18 protein-coding genes and 1 rRNA gene are annotated in these 24267 nt (G+C 38.9%); 7 read left to right on the forward strand and 12 right to left on the reverse strand.

Annotated features, from left to right (window positions below; genetic code table 11):
• Window positions 1–15: 15 nt before the first annotated feature.
• Entirely contained in the window at window positions 16–543 is a 528-nt protein-coding gene (locus ACSZOX_RS03020) for a hypothetical protein (protein WP_437918272.1), read from the reverse strand.
• A gap of 170 nt (window positions 544–713) precedes the next feature.
• Between ACSZOX_RS03020 and ACSZOX_RS03025 the strand changes: the two genes are divergently transcribed.
• Complete coding sequence (locus tag ACSZOX_RS03025) at window positions 714–2474, forward strand: AMP-dependent synthetase/ligase (RefSeq protein WP_437918273.1); 1761 nt, start codon at window positions 714–716, stop codon at window positions 2472–2474.
• Between the two features lie 7 nt (window positions 2475–2481).
• Window positions 2482–3453, forward strand: coding sequence for a YihY/virulence factor BrkB family protein (locus tag ACSZOX_RS03030; RefSeq protein WP_437918274.1), 972 nt, complete (start codon window positions 2482–2484; stop codon window positions 3451–3453).
• A gap of 81 nt (window positions 3454–3534) precedes the next feature.
• On the opposite strand, the gene ACSZOX_RS03035 is transcribed toward ACSZOX_RS03030, so the two are convergent.
• Together ACSZOX_RS03035 and cls are read right to left on the reverse strand one after the other, a co-directional pair.
• The gene (locus tag ACSZOX_RS03035; RefSeq protein WP_437918275.1) at window positions 3535–6255 is read right to left on the reverse strand and encodes a carboxypeptidase-like regulatory domain-containing protein; all 2721 of its coding nucleotides are present in this window, start codon (window positions 6253–6255) and stop codon (window positions 3535–3537) included.
• 67 nt (window positions 6256–6322) lie between these two features.
• Window positions 6323–7816: a cardiolipin synthase gene (cls, locus tag ACSZOX_RS03040; protein WP_437918276.1), complete on the reverse strand. Its 1494-nt coding sequence runs from the start codon at window positions 7814–7816 to the stop codon at window positions 6323–6325.
• A gap of 204 nt (window positions 7817–8020) precedes the next feature.
• On the opposite strand from cls, the gene ACSZOX_RS03045 reads away from it, so the two are divergent.
• The 3 genes from ACSZOX_RS03045 to ACSZOX_RS03055 all read left to right on the forward strand — a co-directional run bounded on the left by ACSZOX_RS03045 (window position 8021) and on the right by ACSZOX_RS03055 (window position 13848).
• Window positions 8021–9133, forward strand: coding sequence for an efflux RND transporter periplasmic adaptor subunit (locus ACSZOX_RS03045; RefSeq protein ID WP_437918277.1), 1113 nt, complete (start codon window positions 8021–8023; stop codon window positions 9131–9133).
• 90 nt (window positions 9134–9223) lie between these two features.
• Window positions 9224–12382 (forward strand): efflux RND transporter permease subunit, encoded by a 3159-nt coding sequence (locus ACSZOX_RS03050; protein WP_437918278.1) that lies wholly within the window; start codon window positions 9224–9226, stop codon window positions 12380–12382.
• A 2-nt stretch (window positions 12383–12384) separates the two neighbouring features.
• Window positions 12385–13848 carry an efflux transporter outer membrane subunit gene (locus tag ACSZOX_RS03055; protein WP_437918279.1) on the forward strand — a complete coding sequence of 488 codons (1464 nt, stop codon included), beginning with the start codon at window positions 12385–12387 and terminating at the stop codon, window positions 13846–13848.
• A gap of 32 nt (window positions 13849–13880) precedes the next feature.
• On the opposite strand, the gene ACSZOX_RS03060 is transcribed toward ACSZOX_RS03055, so the two are convergent.
• The 7 genes from ACSZOX_RS03060 to ACSZOX_RS03090 form a co-directional block, all read right to left on the reverse strand.
• A complete protein-coding gene (locus ACSZOX_RS03060; protein WP_437918280.1) occupies window positions 13881–14573 on the reverse strand; it encodes a sulfite exporter TauE/SafE family protein in 693 nt (230 codons plus the stop codon).
• A 2-nt stretch (window positions 14574–14575) separates the two neighbouring features.
• Complete coding sequence (locus ACSZOX_RS03065) at window positions 14576–14998, reverse strand: FixH family protein (protein WP_437918281.1); 423 nt, start codon at window positions 14996–14998, stop codon at window positions 14576–14578.
• Window positions 14999–15004: 6 nt separating this feature from the next.
• Entirely contained in the window at window positions 15005–16393 is a 1389-nt protein-coding gene (ccoG, locus tag ACSZOX_RS03070) for a cytochrome c oxidase accessory protein CcoG (RefSeq protein ID WP_437918282.1), read from the reverse strand.
• 5 nt (window positions 16394–16398) lie between these two features.
• Entirely contained in the window at window positions 16399–17277 is an 879-nt protein-coding gene (locus ACSZOX_RS03075) for a cbb3-type cytochrome c oxidase N-terminal domain-containing protein (protein ID WP_437918283.1), read from the reverse strand.
• Window positions 17270–17473, reverse strand: coding sequence for a hypothetical protein (locus ACSZOX_RS03080; protein WP_437918284.1), 204 nt, complete (start codon window positions 17471–17473; stop codon window positions 17270–17272). Before ACSZOX_RS03080 ends, ACSZOX_RS03075 begins: the two co-directional genes overlap by 8 nt.
• 14 nt (window positions 17474–17487) lie before the next feature.
• On the reverse strand, window positions 17488–19617 hold the full coding sequence (ccoN, locus tag ACSZOX_RS03085; protein WP_437918285.1) for a cytochrome-c oxidase, cbb3-type subunit I: 2130 nt from the start codon (window positions 19615–19617) through the stop codon (window positions 17488–17490).
• Window positions 19618–19799: 182 nt separating this feature from the next.
• On the reverse strand, window positions 19800–20561 hold the full coding sequence (locus ACSZOX_RS03090; protein ID WP_437918286.1) for a lytic transglycosylase domain-containing protein: 762 nt from the start codon (window positions 20559–20561) through the stop codon (window positions 19800–19802).
• A 306-nt stretch (window positions 20562–20867) separates the two neighbouring features.
• Here ACSZOX_RS03090 and ACSZOX_RS03095 point away from each other — a divergent pair, with 306 nt between their 5' ends.
• Together ACSZOX_RS03095 and ACSZOX_RS03100 are read left to right on the forward strand one after the other, a co-directional pair.
• Window positions 20868–22343, forward strand: a complete 1476-nt coding sequence (locus ACSZOX_RS03095; protein ID WP_437918287.1) for a pseudouridine synthase — start codon at window positions 20868–20870, stop codon at window positions 22341–22343.
• 71 nt (window positions 22344–22414) lie between these two features.
• Window positions 22415–22882 carry a hypothetical protein gene (locus ACSZOX_RS03100; RefSeq protein WP_437918288.1) on the forward strand — a complete coding sequence of 156 codons (468 nt, stop codon included), beginning with the start codon at window positions 22415–22417 and terminating at the stop codon, window positions 22880–22882.
• Between the two features lie 28 nt (window positions 22883–22910).
• On the opposite strand, the gene ACSZOX_RS03105 is transcribed toward ACSZOX_RS03100, so the two are convergent.
• Both ACSZOX_RS03105 and rrf read right to left on the reverse strand, forming a co-directional pair.
• The gene (locus ACSZOX_RS03105; protein ID WP_437918289.1) at window positions 22911–23858 is read right to left on the reverse strand and encodes a TIGR01212 family radical SAM protein; all 948 of its coding nucleotides are present in this window, start codon (window positions 23856–23858) and stop codon (window positions 22911–22913) included.
• A 166-nt stretch (window positions 23859–24024) separates the two neighbouring features.
• Window positions 24025–24136: ribosomal RNA gene (gene rrf / locus ACSZOX_RS03110) — 5S ribosomal RNA — on the reverse strand.
• Between the last annotated feature and the right edge of the window lie 131 nt (window positions 24137–24267).

Below are 24267 nucleotides of genomic sequence, written 5' to 3' on the forward strand. Positions count from 1 at the left end.
TTGTCGCCTTTTTTATTAAAATTTATATCGAATAGTCAGCCCCAGCGGGTCAATCAACTTGATCGTACTTTCCTGTAAAAAATCAAAATAAGGTTTGACATCTAACGAAACTGATAAAGGTGTAGTAGGAATCGCATACTCTACGCCGATAATTCCATCGATGCTAAGTGCCAGCTCCGATTTTCCATTCACTCGCTCAGTCACTGTTTGTCCAGCGTCGTTCTGCCAAGTTCTTTCAACATCTTTATATCTAAAACTTCCTATACTTCCTCCAAAACCATAAAACCATGAAAAGTTTTCCGCTAATGGTTTGTGAAATTCATACAATCCCACCAAACGAAATCTTCTAGATTTGGAGTTACTCTGTAAACTCATTATCCCCTGCACCGCTCTATCTTCAGCCAATGTATAACGATAAGAGAAACCAGTAGCACTACCGAAACGTCCACCCACAGCATGTTGTGTATCCAACTGCGCCGATACCTTTCCAAATGAGACAAGAACTATTCCTAATGTTAATAAGAGCCAATTTGCTTTCTTCATGAATATATTATGTTTTTTAAGTAAACCAAAAGTAACACTTTTTTTAACGTTCAAAAGTTAAAATCTGTTATCATTTCCCCTCATATTTTTCGAACCATTCGCTGTTTCGTCTGCAAAACATTATATTAGTAAAAGAAAAAAACATTATAAACCATTAAATTTTGAGGCGTATGAGCGAGCTAAACATATTATTCGACATCTTAAAAAGATATCAAAACCAATATGCACAGCCTTGTATGGTTGCAGGAAAAAGGAATGATGTCTGGGAACAATATTCTACGGAAGATTTTATAAATCACATCGATAATCTGAGTAAGGCATTTGTCTTTCTCGGACTAAAAAAAGGAGATAAAGTGGCGCTTATGTCCGGAAATAGACCCGAATGGAATATCATAGACTTCGCCTGTAATCAAATCGGTATTGCCATTATCCCGCTTTATCCCACTTTATCAGCACAAGATCTATCCTATATTATCAATGATGCTGGTGCGAAGCTCATCTTTGTCAGTAATGCAGACCTTTCAAAGAAGATTGACCAAGCAGTTGAGGATCATCACTTGTCCATTGATACCTATACCTTTGATGAAGTAGCTGGTAAATCAAATTACCGAGAACTTCTTAAAACTGGTCAGGAACAAGACGTAGATCTCGCACCATTAAGAGCTGCTGTCGGCAGCGAAGATCTATTGACACTTATCTATACATCTGGCACAACAGGCAAACCTAAAGGAGTATTCCTTACCCACGGGAATATTATCAGCAATATTGAAGCCTGTGCACATCTCGTACCACAAAATGTGCACACAGCACTTAGCTTTTTACCGCTATGCCACATTTTTGAACGGATGGTAGTCTACCTATATCTTTCGAAAGGTATACAGATCTACTATGCAGAAAACCTAGATAATATTGTGGCTGATATTAATGAAGTGAAACCACAGATTTTCACAACCGTTCCACGTGTCCTAGAAAAGGTTTATGATAAAATTGTGGAGAAAGGAAAAACATTGACCGGCTTAAAGAAGACGCTATTTTTCTGGGCGTTAGATCTAGGACATAATTACCAAGAACCACTAAAAAACGGGAGCTTCTTCAATCTAAAATTAGGAATAGCACGCAAACTAATTTTTTCAAAATGGAAAGAAGCACTTGGTGGAAATATACAGTTGATCATTTCCGGTGGCGCAGCTTTACAAGAAAGACTTGGACGCGTTTTTTGGGCAGCAGGTATAAAAGTTTTAGAAGGATATGGACTTACCGAAACATCGCCTGTCATCGCAGTAAACTCTCATCAGCCACAGGATGTCAAATTCGGTACGGTCGGGCGCGTATTAAAGAACTTGGATGTCAAAATTGCCTCCGATGGTGAAATATTAGTTAAAGGTCCAAGTATCACTTCCGGCTACTACAAGAACGAGGAAGCTACACGTGAAGCAATCGATCAACAAGGTTATTTTCACACTGGAGACATCGGCGAAATCACGAAAGATGGATTTCTAAAGATTACCGATCGTAAAAAGGAAATGTTTAAAACTGCAGGTGGAAAATATGTAGCACCTCAAATGCTTGAGAATAAGTTTATGGAATCAACATTCATCGCTCAGATCATGGTCATCGGAGAAAACCAACGTTTTCCGGCAGCTTTAATTGTTCCTGCTTTCGATGAATTAGAAAAATGGTGCCAACATAAAGGCATAAATTTTTCTTCTAAAGAAGAAATCGTCAAAAATCCAGAAGTTATTGATAAATATCAAAAAGAAATCGATAGACTCAATACGAATTTTGGTCAATGGGAAAAAGTTAAGAAATTTGAACTTCTAGCAAAAGAGTGGACAATTGATGGTGGAGAGTTAACCCCAAAGCTGAGTTTAAAAAGAAAAATTATACTAAAAAAGCTGGAGAGCATCATTGACACGATATACGAGGAATAAAACAAACATGAAAAAAGAAACTATTGGAGCAAAAGCAAAAGGGTTTGGACGTTTATTACTTGATACTATTAATGATTTTTTAAACGACAAGTGTCTTAAAAAAAGCGCTTCATTAGCTTATTACACTGTCTTTTCGATAGGCCCGTTAATTTTAATTTTAATATGGGCACTTGGTTTTTTCTACGGGAGTCAACTTGACGGCCCCACAGGAGCTCGGGACGAAATCATGGAGGAACTAAACCAATTGTTTGGGAAAGACATCACGCTCATGTTAGATTCCGCCATAAAAAGGATATCTTTTGAAAGCAAAAATGGCATTGGTGTATACATTGGTATCGCCGTCCTGATGTTTTCTTCAACCACCATTTTTGTAGATATCCAAAATTCTATCAACGAAATTTGGAGAGTCAAAGCCAAACCAAAAAAGGGGTGGCTCAAAATTATTGTCGATAGGCTCCTTTCGTTTTCTATGATTTTAGGTTTAGGTTTTTTACTTATGGCATCGCTTATTTTGAGCAGTATCATTGGGGTACTCATGAATTTCATCAGTAATTACCTGCCTGATATTGACTTTCAAATACTTAATTTGATAAACTCCATCGTTTCATTTCTTATCATAGCCTGTCTATTTGCTTTCGTTTTTGCGGTGCTTCCAGATGCCAAAGTAAGATTTAAAGATATTTTTTGGGGAGCAATTTTTACAACACTTCTTTTTCTTCTCGGTAAATCGCTTATCTCTTATTACCTGACAAACAATGCCACAGCAAGCTCATATGGAGCAGCAGGCTCTGTCATCATTCTTTTAGCCTTTGTATACTACTCTGCTGCAATATTATACTTCGGAGCAGAGTTTACCAAACAATATGCAATTAAATACGGAAAAGGCATACGACCAACCTCCTATGCTGTATTAGTCGAACAAACAGAATTAGAAATTGATGTAGAAACAGGAATACGTGAAGTAGTTCATAAAAAATAAAGGGACAATTAAAATTGTCCCTTTATTTTTTGCTATCTCTACAATCGATACGAAAGGAGAGAATCGCCAAATTATACACTATTACTTGACGTTATAATAATAGACAGACCGTCCAACTGTTCCTGCAGCGTCCTGCCCCTCTACAACGACTTTATAACGACCATTACCATCCGCATTGTAGAATTCCAATGTCACATGACCTTTCTCATCTAATTCCACCTCTGGATTCCAATAAATAGTTGTTCGGTAATCATTTGTATTTTTACTATCCGAAGTCGTATATTTCGGCATATAATACTGTCTTTCTTTAACATATCCCAAAGGTACCATATCAATAATATTCGTCTTGGGAAGCAGACTTTCGATTTCAGCCAAAGACATCCTAGGTTGCTTCTTTTGATCGTTCTTTTTCGTCATAATGGACACCACACCATCATTTTGATATGTTCGACTCACCGTACCTAAGTCATCACGCAAAAAGATCTCTATCGCCTCAATCTCTGCCGGCTGTATAGAATTCAAAGAAGGTTCATCAATAGGCATACCATTCAAGAAAAACTGCACAGGAACTCGACCTCCTTGGTTATAATTACGTGTTATATAATACTTCAGCGTTTGGTTATCATAAGTTATACCCGTAAGCAGCGTGCTCAAACACATTGTAAACACATTACAGCCCGATAAACGGTCGGCTTCAATACGATGCTCTGGCATTGACAATCCGGATAAAGCCGAGAACTCTTTACTCGTCACTGTTTTCTTTTGCGTTGCAGTGACCTGGACTTCATCAATGAGTATAGATGTCCGATATTCATTTTTACTGTTGGCCAAATACGCCTTCATCTCTTGGTCGATATTTTGAATATTATTACTGGTGTAAGGATTTCCCTGATCGATCCCAGGAAAATAGGTTGGATCCATATTAATCACCAAACTTCTAAAGTTATCATTTCCCCGAGCACTTACAGTTACCTTCGAAGAATCTGGAAACACTAAATTTTCAAAAGCAAACCGTCCATTATTATCCGTGTATGTATCCTTACGTAAATTCCTTGCGGGGATAGACAAAAGCAGTCCACCATTGGGAAAAGTCCGTCCAGTATTTAATCGTAATGTACCGGTTATCGAAATACCTTGTTCAGGAAAAAATTGTACCTGTGGATATTTTTCCGCGATAAGATCCGCATACGAAAAACGTCTGAATCCCTGAGTCATCAACAAAACATTTAATGCCTCCTTTCTATTCTCATTTTTCGAATTGAAATAATAATTAGGTTGTTCTACATAGCCCTTCAAATCAGATGTCAGCAAATAGTTACTCAAGATCCCCAGTTCCTGGTCATCATTATACGGCGTTTTACTATCATCAATAACAGAAACCGAGTAATTTGCTTTCATCGAATCTCTCGGCGCAACATCAATAGACATTTTTACCAACTCTTTTTGACTATAAGCGGCTTTATCGGTTTTTATACCAATATCTAATAATGGTTGGGAGTCATTAAAAACCAATCTTTCACTCACTAACTTTCCATCAGCGCCCATTATCGATATTTGGATAATACCATTCGGCAATTTATCCTTAGGAATATTAATCAAAACAGAAGAATTCTTCAAAGTAGCTTGAGCTGCATACACGAGATGACCATTTGACTGCCCAAATACATAAAATACTTGATTTGTCATTTTTTCATAGAACGAGTCATTCGCCACAAGCCCCATTTGTAATGTCGTACCGTCATCTTGGTGAAAAACAACATTAATACCTTCCGCTTTTACTTCAGGAAGATCATAAGACCGTTGTTCACCATTTTCAAAAGTAACCGTCGCTTTATAACGTTCACCCAAAACAGGCACAAAGTCTAACACCCCCATACCAAAAGCAAGCTCACCGAAGGAAGCAACTTCTTTCTTCTTACTATCAAAAATTTTACCGGATACTTTTAGCCCCTTTCCAGTTGAACTTACTGCTTTGAAAGCAATTTTCTTAGGAATCCCGGCTAATAAATCCCCTCCTTCAGGGAAAAATTGAACATCAGCATCCCATAACGCCGGTTGTAGGGAGTAGTTCCCGACAAGCGGAGGTTCTAGTTTATCCCCATCAAGCTTAACAATCAGACGCCCTTTTTTAAGATATTCTCTATCCTTAATAGTCAAATTGATATTGACACGTCCCATATCGTCCGTTTCAGCCTTTCCCTTATCAAATGGATCCCATCCATCTATAGCTTCCCAAGTCAACTTTCGCCTACCGACAAGATTACCAGATCTATCTCTAAACTGAATGGTCGCCTTAGTCTTCGCATTTCCATCCGGCGTGAAATTTACTTCAGCGCCCAATTTTTTATTGATCGCATCTCCCACTGGTACAATTTTGTTATAGAAAAAAGACTGATCAAAGTTTGCCATCCATTTTGTATAAGCACGGAAACGATAATTATCTTGTGCAATAAATTGAGGATCTAGAACAAGCTGCCCCTTCCCTGCATTATCTTTCAATGGAATCCGTAGTGTTTGAATCAACGAATCTTTACTATTTAACATTTCCACATAGATAATCTTACTAGGAGCATATTCAAACAGGTTATGATTTAAATACGTTTTAAACCATAACGTATCCCCAACCGCATAATACGGTTTATCAAAATGTAAATGAACCTTTTCTACAGGGTAGCCGCCAAAATATTTTTGAACTTTTTCAACAACAGTATTAATGGGGATAGCAGGGAGTTGTTGTCCTACAACATTCTTCGCACAGAGTACAAACAGCGTAGAAAACAACAAAATGGAAAGTTTTTTCATCAAGATACACATTTTTCGAGGAGCTAAATATATTGATTTTTCTCGCAAAAGAAAAGAATTTAACAGCTTATAACAGTGGTGCTAATAACCTACAGACCGAATCAAGTCCACGTTTCCATGTTTTTCTCCTCTTCCATTTCGTCAATGTTATCCGTTCACAAGACATTTTATCTGTTTCAAACTGCCGATCTAACTGCCTACATAATGCAGCATCAGAAATAACAGCTGCAATCTCGTAATTGATGTAGAAACTTCGGATATCCAAGTTCACCGTACCGATAAAAGACAATTTTTCATCAATGCTGATCGTTTTTGCATGAATAAAGCCCTTGGTATAAAAGTAAACCTTAACGCCTCTTTCAAGCAGAGGCTTAATAAAAGACAAACTTGCATGTTGCACGATATAAGAATCTGATTTCTTAGGCAGCATGAGTTCCACCTCGATACCGGCTGCTGCCGCAACCTGTAAAGCCGTAGCCAACTCGTCACTAGGAATATAGTAGGGTGTTACCAACTGAATTTTTTTATCCGCTTCTCCTATTGCAATAAGGATGGCTTCCATATTATAGGGACCTAAAGAAGCTGGGTCGCTAGATACAAAAGAAACGGACGCATCACCACATTTTTTCTCGAGTGGAATACTACGCAAATAACCTTCATGCAAGAGAAAGGGATGTCCATCGGCCAAATTCCAGGAATTCCAAAAACCAACCTGCAACATATTCACTGCTGGCCCCTCAATTTTCACCGAGGTATCTCTCCAAAATCTAGTTGAAGAGCTTTCGCTCTGATTAATATACCTATCAGATATATTAATCCCCCCAACGTAACCTACTTCACCGTCGACAACAACTATCTTTCTGTGGTTTCGATAATTACTATTAGCAAGCGAAGTAAAGTTTACCGGCATAAAAGGTTTGAACAAAATTTTTGTTTTTTTAAATCTTTTCATGCGCTTCACCATAGCAGATGAACCTATACTATCGACCATCAAACGAACAACAACTCCCTCTTCCGCTTTTTTGTTCAAAATATCCAGAATCGCTGAACCTATATCATCTAATTCATAGATATAATATTCCACATGTATCGAATGTTTAGCATTTGTTAGTGAACTTAAAAGTTCTGAAAATTTTTGTTCCCCATTAATCAACAACTGAACGCGATTTCCTGTTGTAGGTGAAGAAAGTCGTTCATTTTTCAAAAATATGAACACCCGTGAGAGGTTACCTATACGTTCCTTTATGCGTGCGATATCCTTTTCCATGTAAGGTTCTAGACTCTGCCATTCCTTTTTTAACCGAACAGCTTGCGCTTGGTTAACTCGCTTTATACGTCTAACTTTATTAAACTTCTGCCCGAAAAGATAATACAACAATAACCCCAAAAAGGGTAAAAATACAATGACCAATACCCAGGAGATTGTTTTGGTAGGGTTCCGATTCTCGATAAGAATCGTACTAATCACACCAAAGTACAAGATGAGCAGCGGTATCCAGTACCATTCTTTTACAAATTCGACAAGTTCGTGTGCAAAGTCCATTATTAGATGAAAATTCATTAAATTTAAGCTTTTTCAATGGAATTATTCGAAGAATTATCGAACGTTAAGAATTGTTAAAGAAGAAACGATTTCGTATCAAAAATGTTATAATTGCAATACATCACGTAACTAAACCGTTACAATTTACAGGTCTAACAAAGAAAGAGAGAGATGAATTTAAAAAGTTCAAGATTAAAAAACATTGCTTACACACTATTATTTATGGCTACAACACTACAATTAACCAATTGTAGTACTGGAAAATCAGAAGAAAAAGAAAATAGCAATAAAGCTTTGGCATTACCTGTCTATACCGTTGACACGAGTGATGCTACTACTATTAAAGATTACTTAGGAACCATCGAAGGAAAAGTAAATGTTGAAATACGTCCACAGGTGGAAGGTATTCTACAAGAAATATATGTAGACGAGGGCTCGTTCGTCCAAAAAGGTCAAAAGCTATTCAAAATAGATGCTTCAGCTTACCAAGAATTACTAAACAATACTGTAGCCACGCAGAACGTTGCAAAAGCCAAATTAGAAAATGCTAAATTGGAAATGGAACGTTTGAAGCCTTTAGTGGAAAATGATGTGATTTCAGATGTACGCTTAAAAACCGCAAAATCTGAGTATGATGTCGCTATGGCTTCATTAGATCAAGCTACAGCAGCCGTCAGGAGTGCTCAAATTAATAAAGAATTCACCATCCTAACAGCTCCCGTCAGCGGTTACATTGGCCGTATTCCAAAACGAATTGGTAATCTGGTCTCTAAAGGAGATAATGAACCTATGACGGTACTTTCTGACGTACAAGAGGTATATGTATATTTTTCAATGAACGAATCCGATTTCCTTTACTTCTCAAAACTAAAAGCGAAAGAAGACAGTTTAAAAGGTATCAAACAACAGAACAATCAGTTGAATTTTCCCGAAGCGACATTGATCCTTGCAGATGGCGAAGAATATAGCCAAAAAGGCCGAGTAGACGCCATCAATGGTCAAGTCGACCGAACAACTGGCGCAATTTCTTTACGCGCCTCATTTCCAAATACAGACAATATTCTGCGTAGCGGAAGTACAGGAACGCTAAAAATTTCGGAAGTAAAAAAGAACGTCATTCAAATACCACAAATCGCAACAAGTGAACTTCAAGACCGCACATTTGTTTATATAGTAAATCAAAACAATAAAGTGGAAAGACGTTCAATAACTATCAAAGGAAAAAGCAAAGATAACTACATTGTTTCTTCGGGTTTAAACATCGGTGATCGCGTACTTCTATCGGGACTCGACAAAATTACCGAAGGATCAAATGTCAATCCAATCCAACAATAACCAACAGCTTTCGCTGTTCTTCAGGAACTTTTCAAAACCATATCGAAGGGTATGGATAAAATTTTCTTTGCCCCAAGTAAATAAGGTAATATGTTAAAAACTTTTGTAAATAGACCAGTGCTAGCCACTGTAATATCATTGATTCTTGTCATATTAGGTCTTGTTGGTCTCAAAACCCTACCAATAAGTAGATTTCCGGAGATAGCGCCACCGAGCGTCGTCGTGTCTCTAAGTTATCCCGGAGCTAATTCGGAAACTGTTGCGGAGAGTGTGCTGTTGCCCGTAGAAGAGGCTATAAATGGCGTAGAGGACATGACTTATATAAAATCCTCAGCTACAAACTCGGGTTCAGGTACCGTTCAAGTATTCTTCAAAACAGGAACAAATCCAGACATTGCTTCAGTCAATGTACAAACGCGGATATCAAAAGCGATAAGTACAATTCCGGCAGAAGTAAACGAAAACGGAATTACGGTGCAACCACGACAAAGTGGTGCGATTATGACGATCAATCTCTTTTCCGATCACAAAGATTCTATATATGATGAGACCTTTCTACAAGCCTATGCACAAATCAATATGATTCGTCCTCTTCTACGTGTAGACGGCGTAGCTCAGGTTTCTCGAATCGGTGCTCGGGACTATTCCATGCGTGTTTGGCTTAATCCCGAAAAACTTGCGGTATATAACCTGATACCGCAAGATGTTATCCAATCACTAAACGATCAAAATTTCGAGATTGCACCAGGAAAATTTGGAGAAACTTCCGATGAAGTTTTTGAAACCGTCATCAAACATAAGGGGCGATTTTCTAAACCAGAAGAGTTCGAAAACATGGTGATAAAGACCAACAAGGATGGATCAGTTCTTTATCTTAAAGACATTGCGCGAATAGAATTCGGTGCCACCAACTTGGGCAGTGACAACAAAGTAGATGGTCATCCTGGTCTTACATTAAACATTACGCAAACAAGTGGATCCAATGCACACGCCATCGATATCGAAGCTAGAAAGGTTTTACAAGAAATATCAAAATCTTTTCCTGAAGGCATACATTATGAAATCTCATATAGTGTCCGTGATCAAATTGATGAATCCATAAATCAAGTAAAACACACACTATTTGAAGCCTTCATCCTGGTATTCATCATTGTATTCATCTTTCTACAAGACTTCCGTTCCACATTAATTCCAGCAATTGCGATTCCCGTTTCATTAATAGGAACTTTTTTCTTTCTCAGTCTTTTTGGCTTTTCGCTGAACGTATTAACGATGTTCGCATTAGTTTTAGCTATAGGAATTGTAGTAGATGATGCCATTGTCGTCGTAGAGGCAATACATCAAAAAATGCATGATACGGGAATGAAACCCAAAGCGGCTACACTTGAAACAATGTCAGAGATAACAAGTGCAATCCTTTCCATCACAATGGTCATGGCGGCCGTCTTTCTCCCAGTGGGTTTCATGGAAGGCCCAGCAGGAATTTTCTATAGACAGTTTGCGTATACCTTGGCAACCGCCATTCTGATTTCTGCATTAAACGCTTTAACGTTAAGTCCGGCATTGTGTGCTCTTCTCCTAAAACCAGCAAAACACCAAGAGGATGGCAACCACGAAAAAAATGAAAACATTTTCAAAACTTACAGTTCACGATTTTTTTCCGCATTCAATGCATCCTTCGATCAGCTGACAACTAAATATATTACCTCTGTAAAATTCCTTTTAGCAAATAAAAAGATAGCTTGGTCTGGACTGGCAATAATAACAATCATTGGAAGTATCTTACTCGTAAAAACACCTAAAAGTTTCATTCCCACAGAGGATGACAGTTTTGTCACCTATGCCCTATCGATGCCACCAGGAGCGTCGCTTTCTCGAACAACGGCTACATTGCGAAAAGCAGATAGTATTTTGCGAAAAAGAAACGATATTGCCAGCATGACCACCGTCTCAGGATTCAACGCCCTTGACGGAGGAACAAGTCCTGCATTTGCGGCGGGTTACATAAACCTTAAACCCCATGAAGAGCGAAAAGATATTCGTTCCATAGACGCTTTTATGGATACTATACGACAAGATCTTTCCCAAATCAATGAAGCCACATTTAAAGTATTTCCACGCCCAACAGTACAAGGCTTTGGTGATTTTGCCGGTATTGAAATGGTTCTTCAGGACCGTCTTGGTGGAGATATCCGCGATTTTGATTTAGTAGCAGATTCATTTATTCACCAACTTAATGAGCTGCCTGAAATCGCAAATGCTTACACCACGTTCAAATCCAACTTCCCTCAATACGAAGCCGACATAGATGTTGTAAAAGCAAAAAGCTTGGGTGTTAACATCAAAGAAATGATGAATACTATCCGTATGTACTTTGCACGTGTCAACGCTGGCGACTTCAATCGCTTTGGAAGAACATACAGAGTTTACATGCAATCCGATTTTGATCATCGTACGGATCCAGAATCACTAAACTCTATTTTTGTCAGAAATAAAAATAATGAAATGGTTCCCGTCAGTACACTGATGACATTGAAAAAAGTCATTGGTCCCGAGACAATATCCCGTTACAATCTTTACAATTCCATAGCCGTCAATGCAACACCAGCGGATGGATATAGCACGGGCGATGCAATGGCCGCGATAGAGGAACTTACGCAAGCCAAGCTTCCAGGAAACTTTGGCTATGAATGGACAGGAATGTCCTTTGAAGAAAGCCAGTCTGGATCTCAAACCGTATTAATCTTCGGTCTGAGTTTGCTCTTCGTCTATTTTCTACTATCAGCACAGTACGAAAGTTACATCCTGCCTTGGGCAGTGCTTTTATCTGTTCCCGTAGGACTAATAGGCGTTTTTTCAACGGTGTTACTTGCAGGCCTTCAAAACAATATCTATGTACAAGTAGGACTAATCATGCTTATTGGACTACTCGCTAAAAATGCCATTTTAATTGTGGAGTTTGCCGTACAACAACGAGATAAGGGCATGAGTATCTATAATGCGGCAATAACTGGAGCTAAACTACGATTACGGCCTATTTTGATGACCTCCTTGGCATTTGTTGCCGGACTAGTCCCTTTAATGTGGAGTGTAGGTCCATCGGCTATAGGAAATCATTCTATTAGTTTTAGTGCCGCCGGAGGCATGCTCTCTGGTGTGATTTTTGGGATCTTCATCATCCCTGTCCTTTTTGTCGTTTTCAAAACTTTAGATGAAAAAATGAAAAAGAAATTTAAAACGGAGGAATAGCAATGAAATACATAAAGTTAATACAATTTATATCCCTCTTCACCTTAATTGCTGGTTTGGCGTCCTGCAAAGTTGGTAAAACCTACAAACAGCCAGATTTAAAATTACCTATGGATTTTAGAGGCGATACGGCAACATTTGAAAGTGACACTATCGTTTTCGGCCATATGTCTTGGCGAAATTTCTTCAACGACCCAAAGCTGATAGAACTTATAGATAGTGCCTTGGCAAACAACTTCGATATGCGAACGGCATTAAAAAATATAGAAATCGCAAATCGAAACTTAAGACAAAATAAATTAGAATATCTACCATCTATTAATGGTACGATCGCTTCGGTAAACAAACAATTTAGATCCAAAGATTTCTACAGTTCAGCATCATCAAAATGGTACAGCGCAAAAGGCACTGAAGCTCCAGAACATATGTTTAATTATCAATCACAGTTCTCTACAGGTTTAGAGTTCAGTTGGGAATTGGATATATGGGGAAGAATAACCAATCAAAATGATCTTTTAAAAGCGGATTTTTTAGACTCTTATGAGGCAAAAAATGCCATACAAACAGCATTAGTCAGTGATATCGCTAAAGGCTATTTCAATCTGATTATGCTAGATGCACAAATAGAAGTTGCAAAGCGAAATCTGCGGTTAAATGATAGCACTTTACGCATGATTCAACTGCAGTTCGCCGCTGGAGAAATCACGGCATTAGCGATACAGCAAACTGAGTCACAACGTCTGATTGCAGCATCTTTAATTCCCGATCTAGAAAAAGAAATAGCATTACAAGAGAACGCACTTCGAGTCCTGGTAGGAGAAATGCCTGATACCATAGGAAGAGGACGAGAGATCGACAACTTAATGGATATGGATCACGAAATCAATTTGGGAAGTCCCATGGATATTGTACGAAGTCGTCCCGACATTAAACGTGCAGAATATCTCTTGATTGCATCAAACGCGCAAATGAATGTCAAGCAGATCATGCGTTATCCACAACTTTCTCTTAGTGGTGCATTCGGTGTCAACGCGATGTTACCTAAAAACTGGTTTAACATCCCTGGCTCACTATTGGGTGGAATTATCGGAGATCTCACCGCTCCGATTTTCCAAAACGGACGGTTAAAAAATGATTATGAGGTCAGTAAACTCGAGCGCGATAAAGCCGAATTGACATTACAGAAGTCCGTGATGGAAGCGGTCACCGAAGTGTCGAACACTGTTATTACCGTGGAGAAGCAAAAAGAGCAACTTAAACTCGCAAGAAAACGAGTAATCAACTCAGAACTTGCCGTTAAAAACGCATCCCTACTTTTCAAAGGTGGATATGCAAGTTACCTTGAGGTCATCACCGCACAAAGCAATGCTCTGGACAGTGAACTCTCTTTGGTCGATATCCAACAAAAACAACTGGATGCATACGTTGACCTATATCGTTCATTAGGTGGCGGCTGGAACGACTAAATTGCTATTCGAGATCATTTTAATCGAAGGTGCTACGCGCAATGCAAAGCACCTTCGATATGTAACAGAGGGCTTAAAAATGGAATATCGAGATTCGCTCCTCGCAAAATGAACCATACGCCCATAATGAAATATAAAACTGGAAGTATCTTCGCAAATCTTTGCTTAAACATCAGCTTCGGAAGCTGACTTAAAAATGAAAATAAAAGAAGAAGCGGAAGTGTCCCTATCCCAAACAGAACCATAAATAGCGTACTATGTAAAACTGAATCCGCACTCGTTGCTGAAATGAGTGCCATGTAGACCATTCCACAAGGGAGAACACCGTTCAGTATGCCCGCGATAAAATTACCTCCCGGCCTGTTTAACCATTTCCCCATATACTTCGCCAGAGGCCCGATCATACGACTTTGGAAAGCTACAAATCGAGATGAACGATTTCCCAATGTAAAAAACACGCCTAAAAACACCAATAAAACACCAATAAAAATACTAAAATACTGTTGCCATCCCTGCATGGCAGCCACATTACCAATATAACCAAGCAGAAAACCCCAAATGGCGTAAGTTAAAATTCTGCCCAACTGATAAACAATCCTACCAAATACAGTACGCCAAGAAAACCCTACACTACGATCAAGAGCCAATATGAGTGGACCGCACATAACAACGCAATGTGTGCTCCCAAACAACCCCATGAAAAATGCAAGGTAATGGTAAGTCATGATTATAAAAATAAGTTGTGATCAGAGATATAAGCCCTTCCAGATCGTTTCCATGCAATTTCCAACTGCCAGTTTCCTTTCGCAAATCGAGATACCGGTAATTTGTATATCGAACCGACTGTTTCAAACGCCACAGTCAAATCTTGCGAGCTGTCTGAAGGCCGTTTAAAAATTAACTGCCCTTGATTATTACTTTTACGAAAATCAATCCACAAAGTATCCTCTCGTATAAGAATAGCAGGAGTAGCTTTGTCTTTTAAAAGATTTTCCTTCTGTTGATATACATCATCATAAGAAAGGCTTTTCTCATAGTAATCTGCCTCCTCCAAGGTATCCGTATTCTTAGTCACCATGTATATCCCTGCGCTCACAATGAATAACATAAATGTTCCTAGACCAATAATTATTTTAAGTCCCCAATTCATCCTATTTTATTTTGAAGATACAGATCCAATAAATGTAGTTTTCATTTTTTCTATCACCTCTCCGTCTACCACAATATCTACTTTGACATCTTGTTTATAGCTTTTAATCGTTTCCTTTCTCTGCAATAAAAAGAAACTTAACATTGCCGAGCCATCTTTCTTTAATTCCTTAATGGGGTTTACCATTTCAATTCGTGTTTCATCATCTTCTGGCTTCAAAGTAAATTGTATCACCTTTCCCGACTTGTTCATCAATTCCAACGTATATAAATTACTAATATATCCATCCTCACGCTGTTGATAGCTACTTCCTTTTGCTCTCAATACTCGTCCGTCTAGAAGAGGGCGGTTAAAGATCATCACACAAAATACCGTGATCAATGCAAACAATACGATAGAGTATGCTATTGCTCTGCCGTTACTTCTCTTGAAAGTAGGTTTATCTTCAACCTCTCCCATAGCATAAAATCCAATCAGCCGAGTCGGCTTTCCAATTTTATCCATGACAGCATCACACGCATCAATACATGCCGTACAACTCACACATTCCATTTGTATACCATTTCGTATATCAATGCCCGTTGGACAAACATGTACACATAACTTGCAGTCAATGCAATCTCCTTTATTGTCATCTTCTCGCTTCTTCTTTCCACGCGGTTCTCCCCTATGAACATCATAAGCTACAGTTACAGTTTGTTCATCGAGAAGTACACTCTGTAAGCGACCATAAGGACATATTGTTGTACATACAATTTCCCGAACATGTGCAAAAACAGCATAAAACAAACCTGTAAAAATCAAGATAGAGATAAATCCAAGATAATGAGCCTCTATAGGATCTACTATTATCCTATAGAGACTATCAACCCCTATAATATAAGCTAAGAAAACATTAGAAATCAGAAACGATATAGCGAAGAAAATACTGTGTTTAGCCAATTTTTTCCATGCTTTTAAATCGGAATCAGGCCCTTCATCTAATTTTTTTTGCTGTTTCCAATCGCCTTCAATCCAATACTCTATTCGTCTAAAGATAAGCTCCATAAAAATCGTCTGCGGACAAGTCCATCCACACCAAACCCGACCATACACCACCGTAAACAAAACCACGCAGACCATCAAGATCAACATTCCGAAAACAAATATGTACAGATCTTGCGGGTAAAATAGATTTCCAAAAATAGAGAAACGTCTCTCGATGATATTAAACATCAAGAATGGATTACCATTGATTTTGAAAAAAGGTGCAGAAAAAAGGAACAATAGCAGAATATACCCTACCCATTGACGATAATTATAAAGCTTACCTACCGGTTTCTTTGCATATATCCAATTTCGTTTTTCACTGGCACTTCGTGCAGTTTTTACATCTGTATTCGCTATTGTTCCCATCCTACCTACTGTTTAGTTTCTTCAGCAACTTTGTCGCCTTCCAATAACTCAGCGCTTTGTTCAATCTTCTCACCTTGAGGCTCTTTTCCATTAGGCGGATTCGTACCTCTTAATGTAATAATGTAGTTTACAACTTCAGCAATTTGACCAGGGGTGAGCGTTTGCTCCCAAGGCACCATCCCCTTATCAGGCACACCATATTTTACAACTTTGAAAATATCCTTGATATCTGCACCATGTAGCCAAAAATCATCTGTCAGATTTGGCCCAATTCCGCCCTCACCAGCATTTCCATGACAAGCCACACAATTGGCTGCGAAGATTGCCTTTCCAGAAGCAGCTAACGTTCCTGTCTCGTCAATAGTTATCGATGTTTCATCGATCAAATTGGCTGCCTGCGCTAAATATTCTTGTTTTTCCTTTTCAGCAATAGCGATCTCCCTGTTGTATTCCTGATCCTGATTCAATCCCCACCCAAAAACATGATACACCAAGAGATAAACAACACCAAAAGTCACAGTAGAGTAGAACAAAGCATTGAACCAAGCCGGGATAGGATTATCCAATTCTTTGATCCCATCGTACTCATGATCTATTTCTATATCTTTTTCTTCTTCTAGCGGGCGTAGACTTAACAGTTTATTCCATATCGCCTGCCAGTCTCTTTTCTTTGATTTCTTAGCCTTTTCTTCAGCCGCCATTTCGGGCATCGTGAGACTAATAATTGACTTTAAAGCCTTTTGCACTACGACGGCAGAAGACAAGAGAGCAAGCATGACGACAATAAGTGCTATGATCAGAACATCATTATATATATTACCAGATCCAAAAACCCACTCAGAGACTTTGCTGGTACCTTCTACGGTTAATAGTATATTACTCATAATTTCCTTCTCTATGCAATCCGCGTTCTTTTTCTGTTTCAGAATCATCAAAAGGGATGTCTTTCATATAATCAATATGATCTTTTTTCATCCATATCAGCATACAAGCGACCAATAGGAAAAACACTAAGAAAATCCACAATGAGGTTATTAAATAGATCTCATCTCCATTTAAATTCGTTATTTGCTTAAACATATTATCTCTCCTTTTTAATTATTCTCCGTTTTCTTTTCAGCCGTGGCCTTAATATCTTTTCCTAATCTCTGTAGGTACGCAACCATTGCGATAATTTCCCGATCAGATCTGACCTCAACCTGATTGGCCGCCAAATCTTTCACTATTTCTTCCGCTTGCTTCTGCGCATGCTTCAATGCCTGTGCTATCTCCTCTTGTGTATAAGGTACGCCTAAGACACGCATAGCATTCAACTTTGCTTCCAGTGTACTATTATCAAGTTCTTGTTCTATCAACCAAGGATAGGCCGGCATTATACTACCTGGAGACGTGATCGTTGGATCAAGAAGGTGATCAAAGTGCCATTTATTAGGATACTTGCCTCCCACTCGGTGTAAATCTGGGCCAGTTCGTTTAGATCCCCAAAGAAATGGTCTATCGTAGACAAACTCTCCCGCTTTACTATATTCACCATATCTCGAGGTTTCTGAACGGAAAGGTCGGACAGTTTGGGAATGGCAGTTCACACAACCTTCCCTAATGTAGAGATCCCGTCCCTGAATTTCCAAAGGGGTGTAAGGCTTCACTGACGCTATTTTCGGCACATTACTACTCACCGTAAACGTAGGAATCATTTCCACAATCCCTCCGATCAGAATAGCGATAAGCGCCAAGACCATAAATAAAATAGGTTTGCGTTCCAAACGTCTATGTGTTGTCGGTTCACTTGACACCAAAGGCTTCAAGGCGGGTGCTTCGGCAGGTTCATTCGCTTGTAACTTACCCGCACGCATCGTCTTGATAAGATTGAATGTCATGATTATCACCCCCGCAAGGTATAAGGCACCACCTATAGCTCGCATCATATGCATTGGAATAATCTCCAAAGTCGTGGCCAAGAAATTTGGATATTTAAGTACACCTTCTGGCGTAAACTCTTTCCACATCAATCCCTGAACCACCGCGGCCCAATACATTGGAATGGCATAAAACAGAATACCTAGCGTTCCAATCCAGAAGTGTGTGTTTGCTAATTTCTTAGAATACAGTTCGGTTTTATACAGACGAGGAATTAAGTAATAGAGAATAGCGAAAGTCATAAAACCATTCCAACCCAAGGCGCCAACATGAACGTGAGCCACAATCCAATCCGTAAAATGGGCTATCGCATTCACCTGCTTCAACGACAACATTGGTCCTTCAAATGTAGCCATGCCATAGCAGGTCAACGCTACAACCATGAATTTCAACATAGGCTCAGTACGCACCTTATCCCAAGCTCCTCGCAACGTTAACAAGCCGTTTATCATTCCTCCCCAGCTTGGTGCAATCAACATAATAGAAAAAACAACTCCCAATGATTGCACCCAAGTAGGAAGAGAAGTGTATAATAAATGGTGAGGTCCTGCCCAGATGTAGATAAATATCAAAGACCAAAAATGCAGTATACTTAGCTTATAAGAATAGACCGGTCTATTTGCCATTTTCGGAAGAAAGTAATACATCATGCCCAAGTAGGGAGTCGTCAGGAAAAATGCCACAGCATTATGCCCATACCACCACTGCACTAATGCATCTTGAACACCAGCGTAAACGTAATAACTTTTCCAAAACGTAACGGGAAGCTGTATAGAATTTACAATATGAAGTACGGCAACTGTGACGAACGTAGCAATGTAAAACCACACGGCAACATACATGTGTCGTTCACGACGCTTAATTATTGTACCAAACATATTGATACCAAACACGACCCAAATTAAGGTGATGGCGATATCAATTGGCCATTCCATCTCAGCATACTCGTGAGAAGAAGTAAATCCCATGGGAAGAGATATGGCCGAGGCTACGATGACAAGCTGCCATCCCCAAAAATGAATTTTGCTCAGCAAATCGCTGAACATTCTTGCCTTCAATACACGTTGTAACGAGTAATAAACGCCCATGAAGATACCGTTTCCTACAAACGCAAAAATAACCGCATTGGTATGCACGGGACGTACCCTCCCAAAGGTTGTATATTGTGTCAGGAAGTTCATCTGTGGCCAGATAAGCTGCGTGGCCACCAATAGCCCAATGGACATTCCCACGAGGCCCCAAATAATTGTCGCTATCCCAAAGTTGCGTACAATTTTGTTGTCATAATTAAATTGCTCTAGCTGCATACAATATATCGTTGTTTTCTGCGATAAAAGTAGAGCGTTTTTTATGACATTCTAATGATAGGACAAGGCTAAAAAAATGATGTTAATCACATCATTTTCGACTGTTTATGCGCAATATCACTAACCCACAAAAATAAAAAAAGACCTCAAAAGAGGTCTTCAGTAAAGCTTTTTATATGCTGTTACAACAGATTTTTTTCGTTAATTGTCTGATACTTATCGTCAACCTTAGCATAACGTTTATAGCCATGTTTATTGGGGTTTTCGATGACCTGTTTCAGGGAAACGAGTTTGTAAACATACGAAGCGGTTTCCTGGTTTAAACGTAAACGGTAGTAATCTTTCGTACCTTGTCTACGTATTGCGGCCTTTAGACTACCACCACCGATATTATAAGCTGCCGCGACTAAAGTCCAATCCTCGAACTCCGCATAAAGACTTTTCAAATAACGTGCTGCGGCATGTGTCGATTTAACCAAATCTTTACGTTCATCAAAATTTCCACCTACTTTCAAACCATATAAACGAGCTGTTGAAGGCATGAATTGCCAATAACCACCAGCACCTTTATGCGAAACAATACGCGGATTCATATCACTTTCAATTAGCGGTATGTATTTGAAGTCTTCAGGAATACCATAGGATTTCAAAATGGCTGCTATTTTCGGAAGATGTTGTGCAGCCTTGTTGTGCAGATCGTAAGATTGCTGCTTTCGATAAGAGAATGTTGCAAGATATCTCTCAAATTTGGATTCGACCTGCGCGTTACTAAGAGGAACGCGTTTGTTGGCAAATCGGATAGACTTATAATAAGCCTCTTTTTGTTGTTCCGGCGATAAGACAATCGCCGCTTTTCTTTTCTCAACTTGTTCCAATAAGGCCTTTTTAATTGGATCCTTTTTGGACGAGGAATGTGCGTTTATGTATAGCTTCGACAATAACATGAGCGACAGGACTATACTTGAACATAGTACTTTTTTTCTAATCATTCAATCCCTTAATGCTACCTATCCACGAGAAAAAGATCCTTAGAAAAGACCCCTAAACCGATCAAAAATAGCTTGGTTCATTTTTCAGCCGACAAATATACAAAGCATATCTTTATCTTCCAAACAGTTACAAATCACCCTATATCATCATGTAGGTAAAAAACAGGGTTCGGCTATATTTAAACATAGATTTTAAGCGTGAATATTTTTTTTCACTTAACCGAATAAAAGTGGTAACTTTGTAACCTAATTTCGAAAATTATGCCATTCAACAACAGAAGGAACAGTCGTGATGACAACTCCAAAAGCAACAGAAGTAACTCAGAAAACTTCCGTGGCAAGAGTGGTCGACAGCAGCAATCGTCATCAAAAGGTGGGTATGGGAAATACAGTTCTGATCGTTCAGAACGTCCCTCTTCAGAAAAACCATTCAAAAAATTTGATAAGAGAGACAACCGTGATGCCGATCGTCCATATGCTAAATCGGACAATGATGAAAGAAGAAATTCTGATCGTCCATTTAACAAGTTTGACAAACGAGACAACCGTAGTACCGATCGTCCTTATTCCAAATCAGATAGAGGTGAACGAAAAGACTCCGACCGTCCATTTAACAAATTTGACAAACGAGATAACCGCAGTACAGATCGTACCTTCTCCAGATCAGATAGAGGCGAGCGCAAAGATTCTGATCGCCCTTTTAACAAATTTGATAAACGAGACAACAACAATACAGATCGTCCTTACTTCAAATCCGATAGAGGTGAACGCAAAGATTCTGACCGCCCTTTTAACAAATTTGATAAAGGAGAGAGAAAGAACTTTGATTCCCGTGGATCAGGTCGTTCATTCGATAATGATAGAAGAAATGATCGCGACAAACGATCGTTCGGTGGCGATTCCAAAAAATTCGACCGTTCCAATCGTTTCAATAAAAGATTTGACAACGACGAAAATAGCGAAGGTGTTAAAACATTCCATCCAAGAAAAAAAATTGCCACTGCTGAGCCAAAAGATGACGGCTTAATACGTCTTAACCGTTACATTTCAAATGCAGGTATCTGCTCTCGCAGAAAAGCAGATGAATTAATCGGATCTGGTGTTGTTTCCGTGAATGGCGTAGTAGTGACGGAATTAGGGACTAAAGTAGATCCTGCAACCGACGAAATTAGATACAATGGTGAACGGTTAAAAAGAGAGAAAATGGTATATGTTCTCTTAAATAAGCCAAAAGATTATATCACGACCACCGACGATCCGCAAGAACGTCGTACTGTCATGCATTTGGTTGCTAAAGCTACGAAAGAACGGATATATCCAGTCGGCCGTTTAGACCGTAATACCACAGGTTTGCTATTGCTGACAAACGATGGTAACCTTGCAGAGAAACTGTCACATCCACGCAACAACATCAGCAAAATCTATAACATTGAATTAAATAAAAATCTTTCGCAGGGAGATTTTAACAAAATAGAATTCGGTCTCGAATTAGAGGATGGCTTTATTAAGCCAGACGATCTTAGCTTTGTTCAGGGAGGAAGTAAACGCGAAATCGGAATTCAAATTCACTCTGGAAAAAATCGTATTGTGCGTAGGATATTTGAATCCCTAGGATACGAAGTCGTCAAGTTAGATCGGGTAGTATATGCCAATCTAACAAAAAAAGATTTACCTAGAGGTCGTTGGAGATACTTAGAAGAACGCGAGTTAGTCCAACTAAAATATTTAATTAAATAAGAATGAGGCGCTATAGTATAGCGCCTTTTTTCTTGCATGAAGTTTTTGTATTTTAGCAAAAAAACAAACAAATGACAGATCCAAAAACATTGACATCCGTTGCCGAATTTCACAAAACCTTTCAGCATCCTATTCTTGAAGAGCCTACAATCCCTTCAGAGGCTCGTTGCAATCTTCGAGTAGCTTTGATTGCAGAAGAACTTAAAGAGTTGCAGGAGGCTATCGAAAATAAGGATCTGGTAGAAATAGCAGATGCATTATGTGATATCCAATACGTATTGTCCGGCGCTGTGCTCGAGTTCGGTTTGAAAGATAAATTTAACAGTCTATTTGAAGAAGTACAACGCTCTAATATGAGTAAAGCCTGCCAATCAGAAGAAGAAGCGCAAGCTACACAAGCCCACTATTTAGCAAAAGGAGTAAAATCTTACTACAAACAAGTAGATGGTTTATTTCTAGTATTCCGTGAGGGAGATGACAAAACGCTTAAGTCGATAAACTATTCCCCTGCAGATCTTAAAAAAATTATAGAAGAATAAAAAAAGAGAAGTAAAAACTTCTCTTTTTTTATGAAAGATAGGCACTACCCTGCTTCACTCCTCGACTCTCTAAACCTTTATCAATGTGGGTCTGTATTTTAGATTTCGGAAATCCCCAATTTGGTGCTATCAAAAGTTCTCTATCTGCTATCCCGAAGATCCGTTGTAAGATGATATCAGGACGTAGCAAAGGGATAAACTTCGCCAAAAAATCAGTGTATTCGTCTATAGTAAATAACTTAAAAGGTTCTCGCTTATATTTCACTCCCATTATGGAGCCTTCAACGATATGCAGATGATGTAATTTTACAAATTTAATTTCTGGATGTCTGTTAATTTCATCCGCATATTTCAACATCATTTCTTCAGATTCCCAAGGAAATCCAAAAATAGTATGTACACACAATTCCAATTTGGTATTTTTCAATAAAGCCATTGTAGCTATAAATTCATCGTGAGAACAGCCCCGATTAATCTGCTCTAACGTATCATTATAGATAGACTCCATACCCATTTCCAAATCCACATCATAACGGTCTGTATACGATTCCAACAGTGCTATTTTCTCTAGATCTAAACAATCCGGCCTTGTACCAACAGATAAGCCTAACGTATTTTCGGGATCAATACTAAGCGCCTCATCGTACATCATTTTTAATAAATGCGTTGGCGCATAGGTGTTCGTATTCGGCTGAAAATAAATAATAAATTTCTCTGCACCGTAAGAGTTTCTTGCCCGCTCTATCCCATTTTCTACCTGCTCCCTTATCGAAGGTATTTTACGTGCTGTATCTGGCGTAAAGGAGTCCACATTACAATATGTACAACCTCCATATCCTTTACTTCCATCTCTATTAGGACACGTAAAATTTCCATCTACGATAACTTTAAATACACGCTGTCCGTTATACTTATCCTTCAAATAAGCACCGTAATGATTATATGGCTTTATGCCGCTGTCTAATAATGTACCCATTGCGGTTGCAAAGTTAATCAATAAATATCATATGACTTACTATTTCATGATATCAAGTCATTTACCAAAATAGAACCTTTTTCAAGTATACCAGAATTCAAACAAGTAGAGAATGTGTTTACATAAAAAAGGCCCCTCCAGTTATCACTGAAGGGGCCTGTATAAAATTAGGCACCGACCTACTCTCCCACCTGTTACGGCAATACCATCGGCTCTGGCGGGCTTGACTTCTCTGTTCGGAATGGGAAGAGGTAGACACCGCCGATATAGGCACCTGAATATCGTTTGATCATCGGAAATTACAGTTAACATTATTTACTATTACAAGTAACAGCTAACCGCAAGCCACAGATCATTGACATGCATTGAAAGAAAGAAAATGGAAAGAAGACAACAGCGTTCTACCGGC

Source organism: Sphingobacterium sp. LRF_L2 (assembly GCF_965644235.1).
Taxonomy (GTDB): Bacteria; Bacteroidota; Bacteroidia; order Sphingobacteriales; family Sphingobacteriaceae; genus Sphingobacterium.